The organism is Photobacterium makurazakiensis (assembly GCF_050336715.1).
Classification (GTDB): Bacteria; Pseudomonadota; Gammaproteobacteria; order Enterobacterales; family Vibrionaceae; genus Photobacterium; species Photobacterium makurazakiensis.
The window spans coordinates 42730-60135 of the sequence record NZ_JAKJSJ010000021.1 but is presented as its reverse complement, the minus strand read 5'-3'; the positions used below and the strand labels follow the sequence as shown (position 1 = coordinate 60135).

The following is a 17406-nucleotide window of genomic DNA, read 5'->3' as shown; positions in this document are numbered from 1 at the left end:
TGATAGTGGTTCTAAAAATGTGGCTTATTTTCTCACAAGCGAACTAGGAATAAAGGYTTGTGATGCTTTTTCGAGCTCAACTGCTGATTTTTCGGACGACATTGCATGTTTGAACTAAAAAAAATTGTTTCAACCTTTTTGATGCCCCTACCCGCGATGCTACTTCTTGGGTTATTCGGGTTAATGCTTTTATGGTTCACCCGCCGTAAAGGGCTCGCATCATTTTTCATCGCCTTTGCGTTTATAGGGATATTTTTGGTGTCATTCCAACCTATCGCGACTAGCTTACTTCGCCCATTAGAGAAAGCATACCCACCGTATGTCCCTTCTAGTCGGGCAGTGGAGTATGTCATGGTACTCGGTAGTGGGCATGTCATCGATAATGCAATGCCTATAACCTCACAGTTATCACGGACGTCATTAATGCGCCTTTCTGAGGGGATTCGCATTCACCGCCTATTCCCTGGCTCTAAAATGATCTTATCCGGTTACGGCGGTGGAACAGAAACCAGCCAAGCTCGAATGATGGCTAAGGTAGCATTAGCGCTCGGGGTGAACAAAAATGATATTTTGCTATTAGAAACAGCAAAAGATACCTGGGAGGAAGCATTTCAGGCCGCATCTGTTGTGGGTGACAAGAAATTAGTCGTTGTCACCTCGGCAAGCCATATGACACGGGCAATAAATGAGTTTCAAGAGGTAGGGCTAGATCCAGCGGCAGCGCCTACTAACTTTTTGGCCAGTAATAAAATTGAGCAGCCATGGGAGCGATATCGCCCACAAGCTAAGTATCTCGAGCAAACTGAACGTTACTGGTACGAGAAAATGGGCCGCTGGTGGCAACAACTAAGAACAGTCGTTAAACCCAAAGAGCCAGAGATCCAAGAACCCGCAACGCCTGAACAGCAAGCCGATGTAAAAGCACCTTTAACCAACCAGTAGTCGCTTAACATTTGCGGCTTCGAACCACCACCTATACATCATCGGGTGGTGGTTTTTTAGCCGTTCTATCGCTTTGATATACCCTGCCACTAATGCTAGACACCCATCAATAGCGTGAATCAATAACGTGTTCTAACCGTGTAAATATTTACGCTTATAATCTGAAGCCATCGCAAAGACAGGTACAATACAAGCGACTAGCCCAATGTTGATGATATAAACCAAAGCCTCATTTGCCAGCAATTGATATACAGAACCCATCAGTAATAAAACAATGGTCAGCAACAACAAACGATGTGCCCATGGCCGACCAAATGAAAACTGTGCGTAATAACGAACCATTATTGCCCTCTAATATTTCTAATACCCTCCAAAACTACAGACGACCATCCTGCTCTGTATCTAAAGAAAGACGATAAAAAAACCAAAGAAAACCTCCATATGCTCAAATTACACACAAATACCCACACATATAGCTTTTGGTAATATCATAGGGAATTAGTTCATATCAAAATCAACCAAAAAGTATTCCAGAATTGCGATGCACATCTTAAGATTGCCCAACTATTCGTTATTAATAAGCCTGTAAACGGACTTTCAGGTCACTGTGAGATGTAGGATCAACTTTATGATGTACCAAATACTTAACTTGGCGATTTTCGCCCTTCTAATCAGCCTTCTTTATAAACAACAAAAAACCGAGAGCACGTTATCAAAACGTGTTTTTACTAGCCTTGGTTTAGGTGTAATGTTTGGTGGTGTTTTACAGCTTGTATACGGCGGTGGAAGTGACGTTATAGCAAGTACCCTTGAGTACGTTAATATCGTTGGTGCTGGCTATGTTAGCTTGCTGAAGATGATCATCATGCCACTGATCATGGTGTCTATTATTGGCGCGATTATCAAAGTAAAAGATTCTGGCTCACTGGGTAAGATTTCTGGTTTAACCATCGGTATTCTACTTGCGACAACAGCCGTTTCTGCACTGATTGGTATTCTTGTTACCAATATGTTCGGCCTTAATGCCGAAGGTATTGTTCAAGGCGCACGTGAAATTGCACGCGGTGAAGCACTAGAAACACGCCTAACCTCCGTACAAGCACTATCATTTGCTGACATGATCATTTCATTCTTCCCGGGCAACCCTTTTGCAGATTTAGCGGGCAGTCGCCCAACTTCGACGATTGCGGTTGTTATCTTCTCTGCCTTTATTGGTGTTGCGGGTTTAACGGTTATTCGCACTCAGCCTGAATTAGGTCAGAGCTTTGAAAAATTCGTCAACGTTGCTCAGGAAATCGTACGTACACTTGTACGTATGGTACTAAACCTAACACCTTACGGTGTTCTGGCACTAATGACCAAGGTTGTTGCTGGTTCAAACTACAGCGATATCCTTAGCTTGATTAATTTTGTGGTCGCATCTTATGTCGGCCTTGGCTTAATTTTGGTCATGCACCTAGTACTTGTTTCTTTTGTTGGCGTAAACCCAATTCGTTACCTGAAGAAGATTCTACCAGTACTGACGTTCGCATTTACCTCACGTTCAAGTGCTGGCACTATCCCACTGAATGTTGATGCTCAGGTGAAAAAGCTGGGTAACGGTGAAGGTGTGGCAAATTTCTCAGCTTCTTTCGGTGCAACAATGGGCCAAAATGGCTGTGCAGGTTTATACCCTGCGATGCTGGCTGTAATGATTGCGCCAACTATCGGCATCAACCCACTTGACCCAAGCTTCATGCTTACCTTGATTGCCATTGTGACGATCAGTTCATTTGGTATTGCAGGAGTGGGTGGTGGTGCGACATTTGCGGCATTGATTGTACTCTCTGCGCTTGATATGCCAGTTGCACTTGCTGGGCTACTGATTTCAATCGAGCCATTAATTGATATGGGCCGAACGGCAGTCAACGTGAGCGGTGCGATGACGGCAGGTACTATTACTTCTCGCGTGTTGGGTGAAGCAGACGATGCCATTTTCGATGCTGACGATGACGCAGAAGGTGAAACGGCGAAGGCGTAATAACCTCCCTGTACTCAAAAATGCAAAAGGACGAGCAATGCTCGTCCTTTTTGTTACCTCTTATATGGCTCCAAAGGTCATTCATTCGACCATCTTCTAAGCATCTTACTCCATTAGATCAAATTGTGTTGCCTATTAAAAAGGCTGGACAGAATGCTCTATCCAGCCTTTTCACAACGGTTTCAAACGCTCAGGCTCAACCTATTAATAGGCGTACTTTTTCGAGGTCTTCCGGTGTATCAACACCCGCTGGCGGCGCATCAAGTGCAACATCAACGTGAATTTTTTCGCCATACCACAACACACGTAACTGCTCTAACGCTTCAATCTTTTCGAGGGCACTTGGCTCCCAGTTGATATAAGTGTTAATAAAGCCTGCACGGTAGGCATAAATGCCAATGTGGCGCATCAGGTTATGGTGAATTTCTTGAGGACGTTTCGCAAAGTTGTCACGATCCCATGGAATCGAAGCACGACTAAAGTACATGGCATAGCCATCTTTATCCGTTACAACTTTCACCGCATTAGGGTTAAAGACTTCATCAGCATGATCAATTTGCACTGCCAATGTTGCCATTGGCGCTTGGCTATTCGCTAAATTCGTCGCAACTTGGCGAATGATCGAATCAGGGATTAATGGTTCGTCACCTTGCACATTTACCACAATTTGATCGTCAGCTAAGTTATATTTTTCAACAACTTCTGCTAGTCGCTCAGTGCCTGATTCGTGATCAGCCCGAGTTAAACACACTTCACCGCCAAAGCTTTTAACAACATCAACAATACGCTGATCATCTGTCGCTACAATAACTTGCTCTGCACCGGCTTTATTGGCTTTTTCATATACCCACTGAATCATTGGCTTACCACCAATATCAGCCAGTGGCTTACCCGGCAAACGGGATGACTGATAGCGGGCTGGGATAATGACAGTAAATGACATTATTTCACCTCATCAGAACTCAGAGTACGCGCTTCAAGCTCAATTAAGACCGGGATACCATCTTTAATTGCATACGCCAAGCGGTCAAATTTACAAATGAGCTCACTTTTCTCTTTATCAAAATTCAACTTACCTTTACATGCAGGGCAAGCAACGATTTCAAGTAGACGATGATCCATATTCTTCCTTTACCTTAATAATGCGGTTAATCAAGCTTTCTGCCTGCTCGGCAGGCATTACAGCATCAACCGGTAAATACCACCAATTTGGCTGTGCGAAAGTGTGGCATTTCACCGCATCTTTCTCTGTCATGATTAGGTGCTGCCCTTTGGCAGCTAACTGTTGTAATTCTTGCGCAGAGAAGGCCTGATGATCAGCATACGGCTGACAAAATGCAGGCTTTACTCCAAGCTGGTTTAGCGTACTAAAAAATCGCGGTGGATGGCCAATGCCCGCCATAGCGACGACATCTCCCTCAAGCGTAAGCAAATCAGCACGATCGCCAGTCTTGAGATTAACGATGGGTGCGGGAGCCAAGTGCATTGGGATTTCATCGCCTTCCGGCTTCGAACCATTGCAAATGAGAAAATCCACTTCATCCAACCTAGCACAGCTTTCACGTAGTGGACCCAGTGGGATCAATTGTTGATTACCAAAACGGCGTTGACCGTCAATCACAACAATTTCAATATCACGTGCTAATGCATAATGCTGTAAGCCATCATCGGTAATAATGACATCCACATCGGGTTCTAGCAAAGCAACGGCTTCTGAGCGGATTGGAGAAACCGCGACAGGCACACCCGTTCGACGAGAAATGAGAATAGGTTCATCCCCAGCCTCAGTGGTTGTGCTGTGCTCATCAATACGGTAAGGGTAATGCGGTGCTTTGCCACCATAACCACGCGATACCACGCCCGGTCTTAACCCTGCAGCTTTAAGCTCTTCAACCAACCAAACAACAACGGGCGTTTTACCGTTACCGCCCGCCGTAATATTGCCAACCACAATAACAGGTACACTTGCTCGATAAGCAACTTTATGGCCGGTTTGGTATTGTTTACGACGGCGACGACTGATCACACCAAAAAGTTTACTTAATGGCCATAACACTGGCTTAAGAACCCACCCTAAAGGGTGGGAGTCGAACCAGATTTTTTCAATCACAGAAGCCATTAATCACCAAACTGAATACGGTGCAGTTGAGCATAAGCACCATCTTGTGCCAGTAGCTCAGCATGCACACCTTGTTCGATAATTTCGCCTTCATCAACCACTAATATTTGATCCGCTTTTTCAATAGTCGATAGACGGTGGGCAATGACCAACACAGTACGATCTTTCTGCAGCTCATCCAGTGCTGATTGAATCGCTCGTTCTGATTCAGTATCTAGCGCTGATGTCGCCTCATCCAAAATCAAAATCGGCGCATCACGCAGTAATGCTCGAGCAATCGCTAGGCGCTGACGTTGACCTCCAGATAAGCTCACACCATTCTCACCAATCATGGTGTCCATGCCGTTATCCATATCGTTAATGAAGTCCATTGCATGGGCAAGGCTTGCCGCCTTTTCAATGTCTTCACGAGTATATTTGTCACCACTCGCATAAGCGATATTATTCGCAACCGTGTCATTAAACAGGTGTACGTTTTGGGAAACCACGGCAACTTGATCACGCAGGCTCGCTAACTTGTAATCGCAAAGATCACGGTCATCAATGGTAATACTGCCTGAGTCGATATCATAGAAGCGCGTCAGCAAGTTAGCGATGGTACTCTTACCTGAACCAGAACGGCCAACAAGTGCTAACGTTTTACCCGCAGGTAAATCAAAACTGACATTGCGTAATGCCGGGGTATCCTTAGTTGGATATGTGAAGGTAATATCCTTCACTTTTACGTCGCCATCAACGCGAGTGGCAACATAGTTACCATGGTCTTTTTCTGGCTCTTGCTCCATCAGGTCAAACAGCGTGCTACACGCCGCCATACCACGCTGGAACTGGGAAGTAACATTGGTTAACGATTTTAATGGTCGCATTAAACCAAACATTGAACCAAAGATCAGGGCAAATGTACCTGGCGTTAGCGATTCACGCAGTGACTCAGTGTTTGCCAAAATCAACACAGCCACCAGTGCTAAAGAAGCAATAACCTGAATAACTGGGTTTGCAATAGCCTGTGCTGATACCAGTTTCATCGTTTGCTGGCGCATGCGATTACTGACATTTTCAAAACGCTCTTGCTCAACCTGTTGACCACCATAGCTCAACACTACCTTGTGGCCTTTTAGCATTTGTTCTGCTGACGAGGTCACAGATCCCATCGCATCTTGCATACTTTTAGAAATACGACGGAAACGTTTAGAAACCACGCGAATACTAATGGCAACAACGGGGGCAATAATCAACAAGATAGCGGATAGCTGCCAGCTGTTATAAAACATAATGGCCATCAGGGCGATGATTGTCGCACCTTCCCGAACCAAGCTAACCAATGCACCGCTCGTCGCAGAAGCTACCTGCTCAGAGTCGTAAGTAATACGAGAAAGTAACTTACCGGCAGACTCTTTATCGAAGTAACCTACAGGCATCTTCATAAAGTGGTTAAACATTTGACGTCGCATCGACATCACGACGTTACCGGATACCCACGCAAGGCAATAAGTTGACACAAAACCACTGGCCCCACGAATAATCATGAGACTAAGTAAATAAATAGGCATCATTGCCAAGAAGTTCGAGTCTACACTGTCGACGCCACCAAAACTTTCATCCATCAATGGTTTAATCATCGAAAGCATCAGGGCATCACTGGAAGCATTTATGATCAACGCAATAATCGCGGCACCTAATCCAGCTTTATACAAGCTAATAGACGGCCAAAGACGTTTAAACGTTTCCCACGTGGTTTGATCGTTGGGTTGTGTCATGAAAAATCATTTATTCTTGAGGTCAATTCTTTACATTCTACTCTCTTCACGCCTATGGACCAAATAAGTTAATTAATCCGCCGCCTAAATTGCTCAATTTTCAGGCGAATTTCTATCCTTTAAAATATTGTCACCCACTGAATGTTACTTTACGGTACGAAACCACGCTGATTTCTTATCATGACGATAGCGAGTTACCGAAATTTCCTTACGGTCGATATCCAATGTTATCTGCCCTAACTCAGCGGTAGATAACCATTGAGTCCCTTTGTCTACATAACGCTTTTCAACGGCTAATGACGGTAATTTCCATGGGCTATATTTGGCAACAGACACTAACGCAAAACGAGGGGACATGGATGACAACCACGTTGCCGTTGATGAACTATTACTACCATGATGAGGTACGAGTAAAACATCAGGCAACAAAGTCGGTTCTTTTTGTGCCAGCAATAATTCTGATATCGCATCGATATCACCAGTAAGTAATAGTGAAGCTGAATAAAGCGCATCAAGTTCCGTTACTTCAATCACACAAGAGTGAGGGTTTGCCGCACGTGACACACGTTTTGGAGGCCACACAGCTCGGAACTCTAATCCCTGCCACTGCCAACGCTCACCTCGCACGCAAGGCATGAAGCCAGTTCGAACATCACTGCTTCTTTTCCATTGCGGCGCAAAGTGTTTCGTTAAATAACCAGTACCACCAGCGTGATCACTATCAGCATGACTCAAGATCAACCCGTCAAGTTGGTGAATGCCTTTTTGCTGTAGCACAGGTGCTATAACCGATGCGGCAATACTGCCGGTTTGCCAACGATTCCCCGTATCATAAAGTACAGCTCGACCATTTTTTTCAATGAGTAGCGCGAGCCCATGACCAACATCCAATAAATGGATCTGCCATTTATGTGAGAGAAGGCTTGTTTCCTGACGACTTGTATTCTCACGAAAGAACCAACTCGCTAGCGTTATAACCAAAACACAATATAGGGCTTTAAATTGGCGGAAAGGAAAAAACCAGCGTAAGGCAATACAGAAAAGGCCGCCAAATAGCATCACCATAGTAAACGGGCTTAGCTCCCACCAGCTCCCTTTTGCGTGCTCAGCAAGATAGATAACAGGCCATAATGACATATCTGCAGCTTGCCACACCCATGAAGATGCACTTGGCCAAAAGGTCATCATAATTGCGATTAGCACCAACGGAACAGTAATCACACTGACCCAAGGTACAGCAATAATATTAATAACTGGGGCCAGCAGGGTAAACCCACCAAACCATAACCACTGCATGGGTAACATCAGAAACAGCAATGCAAATTGCATAATTACAAGTGGTTTTACCCTGCTCCAAAGCGACATATAAAGCGTTAAACCATCTCGCTTTAGTGGCTCAGTTCGAACTCCAGAAACGGCAACCGATGAAATAATAAATACAGCAGCAAAAGAAAGCCAAAACCCTGCTGTATATGAAGCTAGGGGCTTTAGCATCAAGCACAGCGTAAAAGTAAACAATAACGTTTGCCAAACCGGCCATTGAATGCGAAAACGCAGCAACATGAGTACAATCGTACTCATCACCAACGCACGAACTGTCGGAATACTAAACCCAGCAAGCCAAGCATAAGAAACGCCCGTTAATAGACCTATCCACAAAGGTAACCATTGCCAACGGGGAGTATCATGCGCAACACTTTTGATAATACGGCCAACCCACCAGCCACAGACAACGGCAAGACCAATATGTAACCCTGAAATCGCCATTAAATGCGATAAACCACTATCGCGCAGCATCATCCAATGCTGGTCATTTAATTCCCCTCGAAAACCGAAGCCAAGCGCGAGAAGAAAAGCTTGATGCTCTAAACCTTCAGTTGCTTGCACGGTTTGGTCAAAAAGTTGTTGTCGAACGGAATGTTTTCCTTTCTTCGACAGCCGCTTACCCGCTAGCACAACCCCGCTGCCATGGATCTCTTTCCCAACAAACTGACGTTCTGCATCATACCCTGCACTATTTACTCGTCCATGAGGTGGTCTAAGCTTCACTTCAAGCTGCCACTTCTCACCATGCTTCATAGTGCTATCATGTAAAGGCTGTTGCCAATGTAGCCTAAATTTAAGGCGCTCCTTTTCTACATTTATTAACGGAGAGAAATTAGGCGTTACAAAATCAAACGTTATAACGGTTCTGTTAGCATTTAATAAGCTGCTAACTTGCCCAGTTATGGTAATATTCTTTGGCTCAATGGATACACGTTGGACGTTTTCTAAATAGGATGTTGCGGCGATATTCGCCAGTAGTACACCAAATGAGATACAGATCAATAGATGCCGGCCTAAAGAGGCACACACTAAGCCGCCGAGCATCAAGGCTGTAATAAACCCATTATATTCTGGTAGTGTTGGCCAGAAGTGAAGTGACAATAGTCCTAATGCAATCCCGGCAAGTACGATATTCATATCGCTAACGCCAGTAGATAAAATGACTGAAAATGCCAAGACAAGTAATTAAACGTTTTATGCCAAGCCATGAGGTAATTAAGCGCCAAAAAGCGCTGAAAATTTTTGGTAATGTGCTTTATAACCCAAACCTATGGTGCCTTAATCGTCGTTCAGCATCAGGGGCCTTTGCGGTCGGCTTGTTCATGACTTTCGTTCCTCTCCCCAGTCAAATGATCATGGCAGCGGGATTAGCTATTCTCTTTAGCGTGAACCTACCATTATCTGTCTGCTTAGTTTGGATTAGTAACCCTATCACCATGCCAGTGATGTTTTATGCCGCCTATAAGGTTGGGGCTTGGCTACTGAATACTCCCCACCAATCTTTTCATTTCGAACTGTCTTGGGAGTTTTTACTGCACCAAATGAATCAAATAGGCCCGCCATTCCTGCTTGGCTGTTTGGTCTGTGCGATATCTTTCTCACTATTGGGTTATTTTGGTATTCGTGGCCTTTGGCGCTACTCTGTTGTCAGAAGTTGGCAAAAACGTAGATTCCGAATTCTCAAATAGCCAGACAGATTTATGAAACAAAAAAACCTCGCCTAGGCGAGGTTTTTTATTACATCGATTTGAGTACTACAAAGCATGTTTTACATATCTTGAAGCTGCGGCCCATTGCTATTTTAAACCGTGACATCATTACATCATCACTGGGAACCACATCAACAATAGCCTTGTAACAACCATTCTTGAAAATGCATCACTTACTTAGCACTCAGTACCGCTGCAGGTTGCAGAGCACTGGCGCGCTTTGCCGGATACCATGTCGCTAAAAAGCTCAGCAGTACCGCGGTAAGAGTAACAAGTACAACATCTTGCATTAATAATTGTGTCGGTAGAAAGTCAACAAAGTAGATATCACCGGATAAAAATTGGTGCCCAATAAGCCCTTCAATAAAACGCATGATTGTCGTTAAATTGACCGCAACGGCTGAACCAATTAATGAACCGATTAAGCTCCCTATTACCCCCGACAACACACCGTGCCAAATAAATATGGAACGAATTAAACCATCAGTCGCCCCCATGGTGCGTAAAATTGCAATGTCGGCTGAACGATCTTTGACTGCCATCATCAAAGTGGACACGATATTGAAGCTTGCAACCCCAATAACCAGCACCATCACCAGATACATAATAGTTCGTACCATCTGAATATCTCGATACAAGTAACCATACTTCTGCGTCCAACTTTTCAGGTAGACATACACAGGCAGAGTAAACCCGACTTCACGTACTATATGCTGAGCATTCAGTACATCGTCGACGTTCAGTGCGATCCCTGAAATGCCTTCTCCCATCGATAAATATTCTTGGGCGTCAGCTAAAGGCACCAAGGCAAAGTTATGGTCAATCTGCCCAGCCAATGCCAATAAACCAACAACCTGTAAACGAATACGTTGTGGTGCTCTGAGTTTCAATGCAGGATCGGGGTTCGGTATCATCGCGGTGATCCAATCACCAACATCAATCCCGAGATTTTTAGCCACACCCTGCCCAATAATCACCTGCTGCTTGCCTGCAGATAGCGTGTCCCATGCATTATTTTTAACATAATCAGGGATAGCACTGACAGAACGTTCTTTTTCAGGATCAACACCACGCATCTCTACCGCTTTTAAGTTACTCCCTTTTTCGAGCAAAGCGGTAAATTGAATATACGGTGCCGCCGCAGTAACTTGCGGGTGCTGTTCTACTGTTTGTAAGACAGGTTGCCAATCAGTAAATGGTTGCTTAACTACTTCTAACTCACCATGTGGGATCACAGATAAAACACGGTTTCGTAGCTCGCGTTCAAAACCATTCATGGCCGATAAACCAATAATGATGACAGCCACACCCACTGCAATCCCAAGCATGGATGAAACCGAAATAAACGACACCATCCGATTTCGCTGCTTCGCTCGGCTAAAGCGACTCCCGATATATAACGATAACGGTCGGAACATTTACGCTACCTCAACCTTTATCAATTCACCATCTTGCATATGCATACAATGATCGAGCTTTGATGCCAATTCATTATCATGGGTAACAACCAAAAACGCGGTGCCTGATTCCTTATTTAATTTACGCATTAACTCATAAATCTCTAATGCCGTTTTATGGTCTAAATTCCCCGTAGGTTCATCCGCTAAAACCAATGCCGGTTTGTTAACTAATGCACGAGCGATTGCAACACGCTGTCGCTCACCACCACTAAGCTCTGAAGGACGATGCTCTAAGCGATGCTTCAACCCAACAGTCTCTAGAATGCTTTGCGCCTGAGAGCGTGCTTTATCGGCAGAGATGCCGCCGATCAACAGTGGCATCGCCACATTTTCAACCGCAGAAAAATCAGCCAAAAGGTGATGAAACTGATAAACAAAACCAATCTCACGATTACGTAATTTTGCTTGTTTATTTGTGCTCATTGCATTGAGCTTCTGGCCTTTAAAAAAGACGTCGCCTTCACTGGGCTCGTCTAATGCACCCAGTAAGTGTAAAAGCGTACTTTTACCCGAACCAGAAGCGCCAACAATACCCACGAGATCGCCAGCATTAAGGCTAAAACCTACCCCTTTTAACACCTCTGTTTCGAGTTGGGCTTCGCGGTACACCTTGCGCAGTCCCTGACAAACTAATAACGAATTACTCATAACGAAGTGCCTCGGCAGGACGAACAGATGCCGCCCTATAAGAAGGAAAAACAGTTGCTAGCAAGCTCAATAAAATCGCGCCAACAATAACAATTAAAATTTGAACGGGGGATATAACAACTGGCAGCTCTCCGCCAGCAGAAATCAAGTTAACCCCTAATACCGACAGAATGCTATTTAAATTAAACGCGGCCAACGTACCGAGTAAACCACCTGAAATAGCACCAATCACGCCGCTACTAGCCCCTTGAACCATGAAGACAAATAATACCTGCCAAGACGTCATGCCCTGTGTTTTCAAGATAGCGACTTCGGCTTGCTTCTCCATTACGACCATAATGAGGGCGGAGATAATATTGAACGCTGCAACCCCAATGATTAGACCAAGCATCAAGCCCATCATGTTCTTTTCCATTTTAACGGCTTGGAAAAGCTCACCTCGCTGCTCACGCCAATCAGACCACGTATGATCAGCGATATTTGAATGGCTCGCTAACTCAGCGACCACGAAAGGATCATCAACAAATAAGCGCCACCCGGTAATTTGACCTGGCTTATAACGTAACAAGCGACCTGCATCTTCAATATTGGTTAAGATAAGCTGCTTATCAACGTCTGATCCCGTGTTATACAAACCCGACACTTCAAAATTACGTTGACTTGGTATTCGGCCTAATGGTGTGTATTGGCTCGCACTCGTTACCATCAAGCGCACTTTGTCGCCAACAGAAACATCAAGCTGGTTAGCTAATGATTGCCCTAAAATTACACGGTAGCTACCCGGTACCAAGTCTTCAATCACACCACTGTTGGTGTAATAACCAACGGGTTCAAATTCCGATGGATCAATACCAATTAACATACCAGCCGATAGCGACTGTGCGCTTTGCATAACGGCCTCCCCTCGCGTTACGGGCGTTACCATTTCTACATGTGGTAATTCAAGTAATGCAGAGGGAGGGGTCTCTGTTCGCATAATGCGGCCATCGGGGCCAGATACAACGGCTTGCGGCATCACACCTAAGATTCGCTCTTTAAGTTGCTGCTCAAAACCATTCATCACCGACAATACGGTAACAAGCGCAAGTACACCAATTGTGATACCCGCTGTCGACATATAAGAGACAAAGCGACTAAAGCGATCTCCCGATCGACCACGCAGATAACGAAGACCTATAAAAAAAGAAACGGGATGAAACATAAATAATGAAGAAACCATCCTGATAAAGATTGTTCGTCAGCATACCTGTAGATACGGCTTTTTACCAATGTACGACGTAAAAGTAACGTAAAAACAGAAGGTAAAATAGACACTCTGTTACCGACTTACTTGCCCCTTAGCGTTTGCTAAGTGATAATCGAAGGATAGTTAATTTATTGTGGGTGTAACATGAATCAGGACGAGTATTTTTCGGTCAATGCTGGGCTGACTATTAATGTCGAGCCATTATCAGATGGAGATGTGGTACCTGACGAACACACCTTCAGCCTCGAAATACCGCCTTTATTTCGTGTTGCCAGTGAGTGTAATGGTTTAGATGACAACCTTGATCGCTCTTTAAACACCTTAAATAGTAGCGATCAACAAGCACTCACCACGTACTTAACAGCACAAAATAATAAAATTAACCTGTTACTGTCTTATGTACTTTCACAGCAAAATGACCCAGCTCTGCGCTATACCACCACATCTTTTGGTGCAAGCCGGCTCTCATATGCTAATGCCACAGCACTAGCTGAGGGTTCAGCAGTAAGAGTAAAGTTGTTTCTTGATAACCCTGCAGCCGCAATATATGCCTATGCCGATGTTGTCGAATGCTGTGAGCAAAATGAACAGTTTGAGATTACACTGAAATACACTCGTTTACAGGAAGATGACCGGGATCTGCTCATTCGTGCAGCCCTTCATTTCCAACAAAAAATCTTGCGCCAACGCGCCCAACAGCGATCAGAAAGCCAATAATTATCATGAAAGCACATTCTATTCTTTCTCTTCCATTACCAACCAAACAAGGCGATAGCCGCTTTGTTGGTAATGTTACTGGTGCTGCACTTGCACTTTCTATCGCTGAACTGGCGCATGAACACGTCGGTCCATTATTAGTTGTCGTGCCAGATACTCAGACGGCATTACGACTACAATCAGAAGTCAGCCAATTTACTGAGCAAGAGGTCAGTGTATTCCCAGACTGGGAAACACTACCTTACGATAATTTCTCGCCACACCAAGATATTATCTCTGATCGCTTATCGCGTCTCTATCAGCTGCCCACTCAGCAATCTGGCGTGATGTTGGTACCGATTAGCACATTGCTACAACGCCTTTCACCCCAAGAATTCATCCACCAGCATGCATTACTTGTTACCAATGGCGATCGCCTGTCGCTTGATAAGCTACGACTTCAGCTCGAGGCTTCTGGCTACCGTCATGTAGATCAAGTCATGGAGCATGGTGAATATGCGAGTAGAGGCTCTTTAGTTGACCTCTTCCCTATGGGCAGCAATCAACCCTACCGCATTGACTTTTTTGATGATGAAGTTGATTCAATTCGCCAGTTTGACCCTGAAAATCAGCGTTCAACAGGTGAAATAAATAACATTAATTTATTACCAGCGCATGAGTTTCCAACCAATGAAATTGCGGTTGAAAACTTTCGTATGCGCTGGCGTGAACGTTTTGAAGCCCGTCGTGAACCCGAATCTATTTATCAACAAGTCAGTAAGCGTACTTGGCCTGCAGGGATAGAGTACTGGCAGCCTTTATTTTTTGAACACACTGAAACGTTATTTGATTACCTGCCAGATAACAGCTTGCTGGTGACGGTTGGTCACCTAGAGCCAGCTGTCGACCATTTCCTCAGCGATGCCGAATATCGCTACGAACAACGGAAAGTTGACCCGTTACGCCCATTACTGGCTCCTCGAGAACTATGGCTAACGAAAGATGAAATGTTTTCGGGTTTCAAAACGCTACCACAAGTGCGTATCCGCCAAGACGTCGAGCCAGAAAAAGCAGGCCGTTTTAACCCTGCGCTGAGCCCTATACCAGAAATAACCATCAATCATCAGTTAAAAGAGCCACTCGCCGAGCTACGCCGTTTTTCTGAAAGCTTTGATGGCAAAATTATTTTTTCTGTTGCATCAGAAGGTCGCCGCGAAGCACTGCTTGATCTGCTGGCACGGATTAAGTTACGGCCAATGGTTTGCTCAACACTCACAGAAGCGGTACAAACATCAGAACGATTTAGCCTGGTTATTGGTGCGACAGAGCAAGGCTTTATCTTGGCTGAACCAACTGTTGCTTTTATTTGTGAGAGCGATCTCTTGGGTGAACGCGTTGTTCAGCGCCGTCGCCGTGAAGACAAAAAAACCGTTAATGCCGATACGATCATCCGTAACCTTGCCGAACTGCAAGTTGGTCAACCTGTCGTGCATATTGATCACGGTATCGGTCGCTACCTTGGACTGCAAACGCTTGAAGCCGGTGGCCTAAAAACCGAATACGTTACCCTTGAATATCATGGTGGTGCCAAACTATACGTACCCGTTGCGTCACTGCACCTGATCAGCCGCTATTCTGGCGGTGCTGACGAAACAGCACCAATTCATAAGCTAGGTGGCGAAACGTGGACAAAAGCACGCAAGAGAGCTGCGGAGAAAGTACGAGATGTCGCCGCAGAGTTATTAGATGTCTATGCTCAACGTGAGATGAAATCCGGCTTCAAATTTGACCTTGACCGTGAAGCTTATGCTGATTTCAGCACCGGTTTCCCGTTTGAAGAAACTCATGACCAAGCCTTGGCAATCAATGCGGTACTGTCTGATATGTGTCAGGCCAAAGCGATGGATCGTCTCGTGTGTGGTGATGTTGGCTTCGGTAAAACAGAAGTTGCCATGCGTGCTGCTTTTGTCGCTGTTGATAATAACAAGCAAGTAACCGTCCTTGTCCCGACGACACTACTCGCCCAGCAACACTTCGAAAACTTCCGCGATCGCTTTGCAAATACGCCGGTTCGAGTCGAGGTACTATCTCGTTTTAAAACGGCAAAAGAGCAAAAGCAAATTTTAGCCGACATGGCTGAAGGCAAAATCGATATTCTTATCGGTACACACAAACTGCTTAACGCCTCAATTAGCTACTATGATCTCGGCTTGCTGATTGTTGATGAAGAGCACCGCTTTGGGGTCCGCCAAAAAGAAAAGCTAAAAGCAATTAGAGCAGATGTTGATATCCTGACTCTAACGGCAACACCCATTCCTCGTACACTGAATATGGCGATGAGTGGTATGCGTGATCTTTCCATCATCGCAACGCCGCCTGCAAGACGCTTAGCGATCAAAACCTTTGTACGAGAAAACGATGATGCCGTAACACGTGAAGCTGTTTTACGTGAAATCATGCGTGGTGGGCAAGTTTACTTTTTGCACAATGAAGTCGACTCCATCGAAAAAATGGCAGAAGACTTGGCCAAGTTAGTACCTGAAGCTCGCGTCACTTTTGCTCATGGCCAGATGCGCGAACGTGAACTTGAAAAAATCATGAGTGATTTCTATCACCAGCGGTTCAATCTACTGGTGTGTACCACCATAATTGAAACGGGGATTGATGTTCCAACCGCGAACACAATCATTATTAACCGTGCCGATCACCTTGGACTAGCCCAGTTGCATCAGCTACGTGGCCGTGTGGGTCGCTCGCATCACCAAGCTTATGCTTACTTACTGACACCGCACCCTAAACGTATGACCAAAGATGCGGTGAAACGCCTTGAAGCAATATCATCCCTTGAAGATTTAGGTGCAGGCTTTACACTGGCTACACATGATCTTGAAATTCGTGGTGCTGGTGAATTATTAGGTGACGATCAAAGCGGACAGATCCAATCTGTTGGCTTTAGTTTATTTATGGAAATGCTAGAACAAGCAGTAGAAGCACTGAAAGAAGGAAAAGAGCCATCACTCGATGATCTTCTTCGTCAGCAAACAGAGATAGAGCTTCGTCTACCTGCTCTGCTGCCAGATGACTTCATTCCAGATATCAATACCCGACTATCGCTATATAAACGCATTGCAAGCGCTGAAAATGAAACAGCCCTAAATGAATTAAAAGTAGAGCTAATTGACCGCTTTGGCTTACTACCGGAGTCCGCTAATAACTTGCTAACCGTTAACAAAATGAAGTTAAAAGCTGCAGGTCTTGGTGTGAAGAAAGTTGAAGCTGGTGAAAAAGGCGGATTTATTGAGTTTAACCCAAATGCAGCTATCAACCCTGGATTCCTTGTGAGCTTGTTGCAATCACAACCCCAGCATTACCGAATGGAAGGCCCAACTAAACTCAAAGTCATGGCGCCAATGAGTGATCGTAAAGATCGGATTAAGTATGTTGACGGACTTTTAACAAAGTTAGCAGAAAACACTCTATAAT

General features: G+C 44.8%; 14 protein-coding genes. 5 read left to right on the top strand and 9 right to left on the bottom strand.

Annotated elements, in window-relative coordinates; translation table 11 throughout:
- Positions 1-105 precede the first annotated feature (105 nt).
- Complete coding sequence (elyC, locus tag L4D09_RS10680; RefSeq protein WP_428457493.1) at positions 106-942, top strand: envelope biogenesis factor ElyC; 837 nt, start codon at positions 106-108, stop codon at positions 940-942.
- A 132-nt stretch (positions 943-1074) separates the two neighbouring features.
- Here elyC and L4D09_RS10675 read toward each other — a convergent pair whose 3' ends face one another.
- Positions 1075-1284: a hypothetical protein gene (locus L4D09_RS10675; protein ID WP_428457492.1), complete on the bottom strand. Its 210-nt coding sequence runs from the start codon at positions 1282-1284 to the stop codon at positions 1075-1077.
- A gap of 286 nt (positions 1285-1570) precedes the next feature.
- Here L4D09_RS10675 and L4D09_RS10670 point away from each other — a divergent pair, with 286 nt between their 5' ends.
- On the top strand, positions 1571-2962 hold the full coding sequence (locus L4D09_RS10670; protein ID WP_428457491.1) for an L-cystine transporter: 1392 nt from the start codon (positions 1571-1573) through the stop codon (positions 2960-2962).
- Between the two features lie 196 nt (positions 2963-3158).
- On the opposite strand, the gene kdsB is transcribed toward L4D09_RS10670, so the two are convergent.
- The 5 genes from kdsB to L4D09_RS10645 all read right to left on the bottom strand — a co-directional run bounded on the left by kdsB (position 3159) and on the right by L4D09_RS10645 (position 9301).
- Positions 3159-3905: a 3-deoxy-manno-octulosonate cytidylyltransferase gene (gene kdsB / locus L4D09_RS10665; protein WP_428457490.1), complete on the bottom strand. Its 747-nt coding sequence runs from the start codon at positions 3903-3905 to the stop codon at positions 3159-3161.
- Positions 3905-4084 carry a Trm112 family protein gene (locus tag L4D09_RS10660; RefSeq protein ID WP_428457489.1) on the bottom strand — a complete coding sequence of 60 codons (180 nt, stop codon included), beginning with the start codon at positions 4082-4084 and terminating at the stop codon, positions 3905-3907. Before L4D09_RS10660 ends, kdsB begins: the two co-directional genes overlap by 1 nt.
- On the bottom strand, positions 4065-5072 hold the full coding sequence (gene lpxK, locus L4D09_RS10655) for a tetraacyldisaccharide 4'-kinase (RefSeq protein ID WP_428457537.1): 1008 nt from the start codon (positions 5070-5072) through the stop codon (positions 4065-4067). The genes L4D09_RS10660 and lpxK overlap by 20 nt, the downstream gene beginning before the upstream one ends.
- A gap of 8 nt (positions 5073-5080) precedes the next feature.
- On the bottom strand, positions 5081-6838 hold the full coding sequence (msbA, locus tag L4D09_RS10650) for a lipid A ABC transporter ATP-binding protein/permease MsbA (protein ID WP_428457488.1): 1758 nt from the start codon (positions 6836-6838) through the stop codon (positions 5081-5083).
- A gap of 144 nt (positions 6839-6982) precedes the next feature.
- Positions 6983-9301 carry a DNA internalization-related competence protein ComEC/Rec2 gene (locus L4D09_RS10645; RefSeq protein WP_428457487.1) on the bottom strand — a complete coding sequence of 773 codons (2319 nt, stop codon included), beginning with the start codon at positions 9299-9301 and terminating at the stop codon, positions 6983-6985.
- A gap of 32 nt (positions 9302-9333) precedes the next feature.
- On the opposite strand from L4D09_RS10645, the gene L4D09_RS10640 reads away from it, so the two are divergent.
- Complete coding sequence (locus L4D09_RS10640) at positions 9334-9852, top strand: DUF2062 domain-containing protein (RefSeq protein WP_428457486.1); 519 nt, start codon at positions 9334-9336, stop codon at positions 9850-9852.
- A 194-nt stretch (positions 9853-10046) separates the two neighbouring features.
- Here L4D09_RS10640 and lolE read toward each other — a convergent pair whose 3' ends face one another.
- The 3 genes from lolE to lolC are packed head-to-tail and all read right to left on the bottom strand — an operon-like array spanning position 10047 to position 13182.
- On the bottom strand, positions 10047-11291 hold the full coding sequence (gene lolE, locus L4D09_RS10635; RefSeq protein ID WP_428457485.1) for a lipoprotein-releasing ABC transporter permease subunit LolE: 1245 nt from the start codon (positions 11289-11291) through the stop codon (positions 10047-10049).
- A complete protein-coding gene (gene lolD, locus L4D09_RS10630) occupies positions 11292-11981 on the bottom strand; it encodes a lipoprotein-releasing ABC transporter ATP-binding protein LolD (RefSeq protein WP_428457484.1) in 690 nt (229 codons plus the stop codon). It abuts the gene before it with no gap.
- A complete protein-coding gene (gene lolC, locus L4D09_RS10625) occupies positions 11974-13182 on the bottom strand; it encodes a lipoprotein-releasing ABC transporter permease subunit LolC (RefSeq protein ID WP_428457483.1) in 1209 nt (402 codons plus the stop codon). Before lolC ends, lolD begins: the two co-directional genes overlap by 8 nt.
- A gap of 189 nt (positions 13183-13371) precedes the next feature.
- Here lolC and L4D09_RS10620 point away from each other — a divergent pair, with 189 nt between their 5' ends.
- Both L4D09_RS10620 and mfd read left to right on the top strand, forming a co-directional pair.
- On the top strand, positions 13372-13944 hold the full coding sequence (locus L4D09_RS10620; protein ID WP_428457482.1) for a PilZ domain-containing protein: 573 nt from the start codon (positions 13372-13374) through the stop codon (positions 13942-13944).
- 5 nt (positions 13945-13949) lie between these two features.
- The gene (gene mfd / locus L4D09_RS10615) at positions 13950-17405 is read left to right on the top strand and encodes a transcription-repair coupling factor (protein ID WP_428457481.1); all 3456 of its coding nucleotides are present in this window, start codon (positions 13950-13952) and stop codon (positions 17403-17405) included.
- Position 17406: the final 1 nt, after the last annotated feature.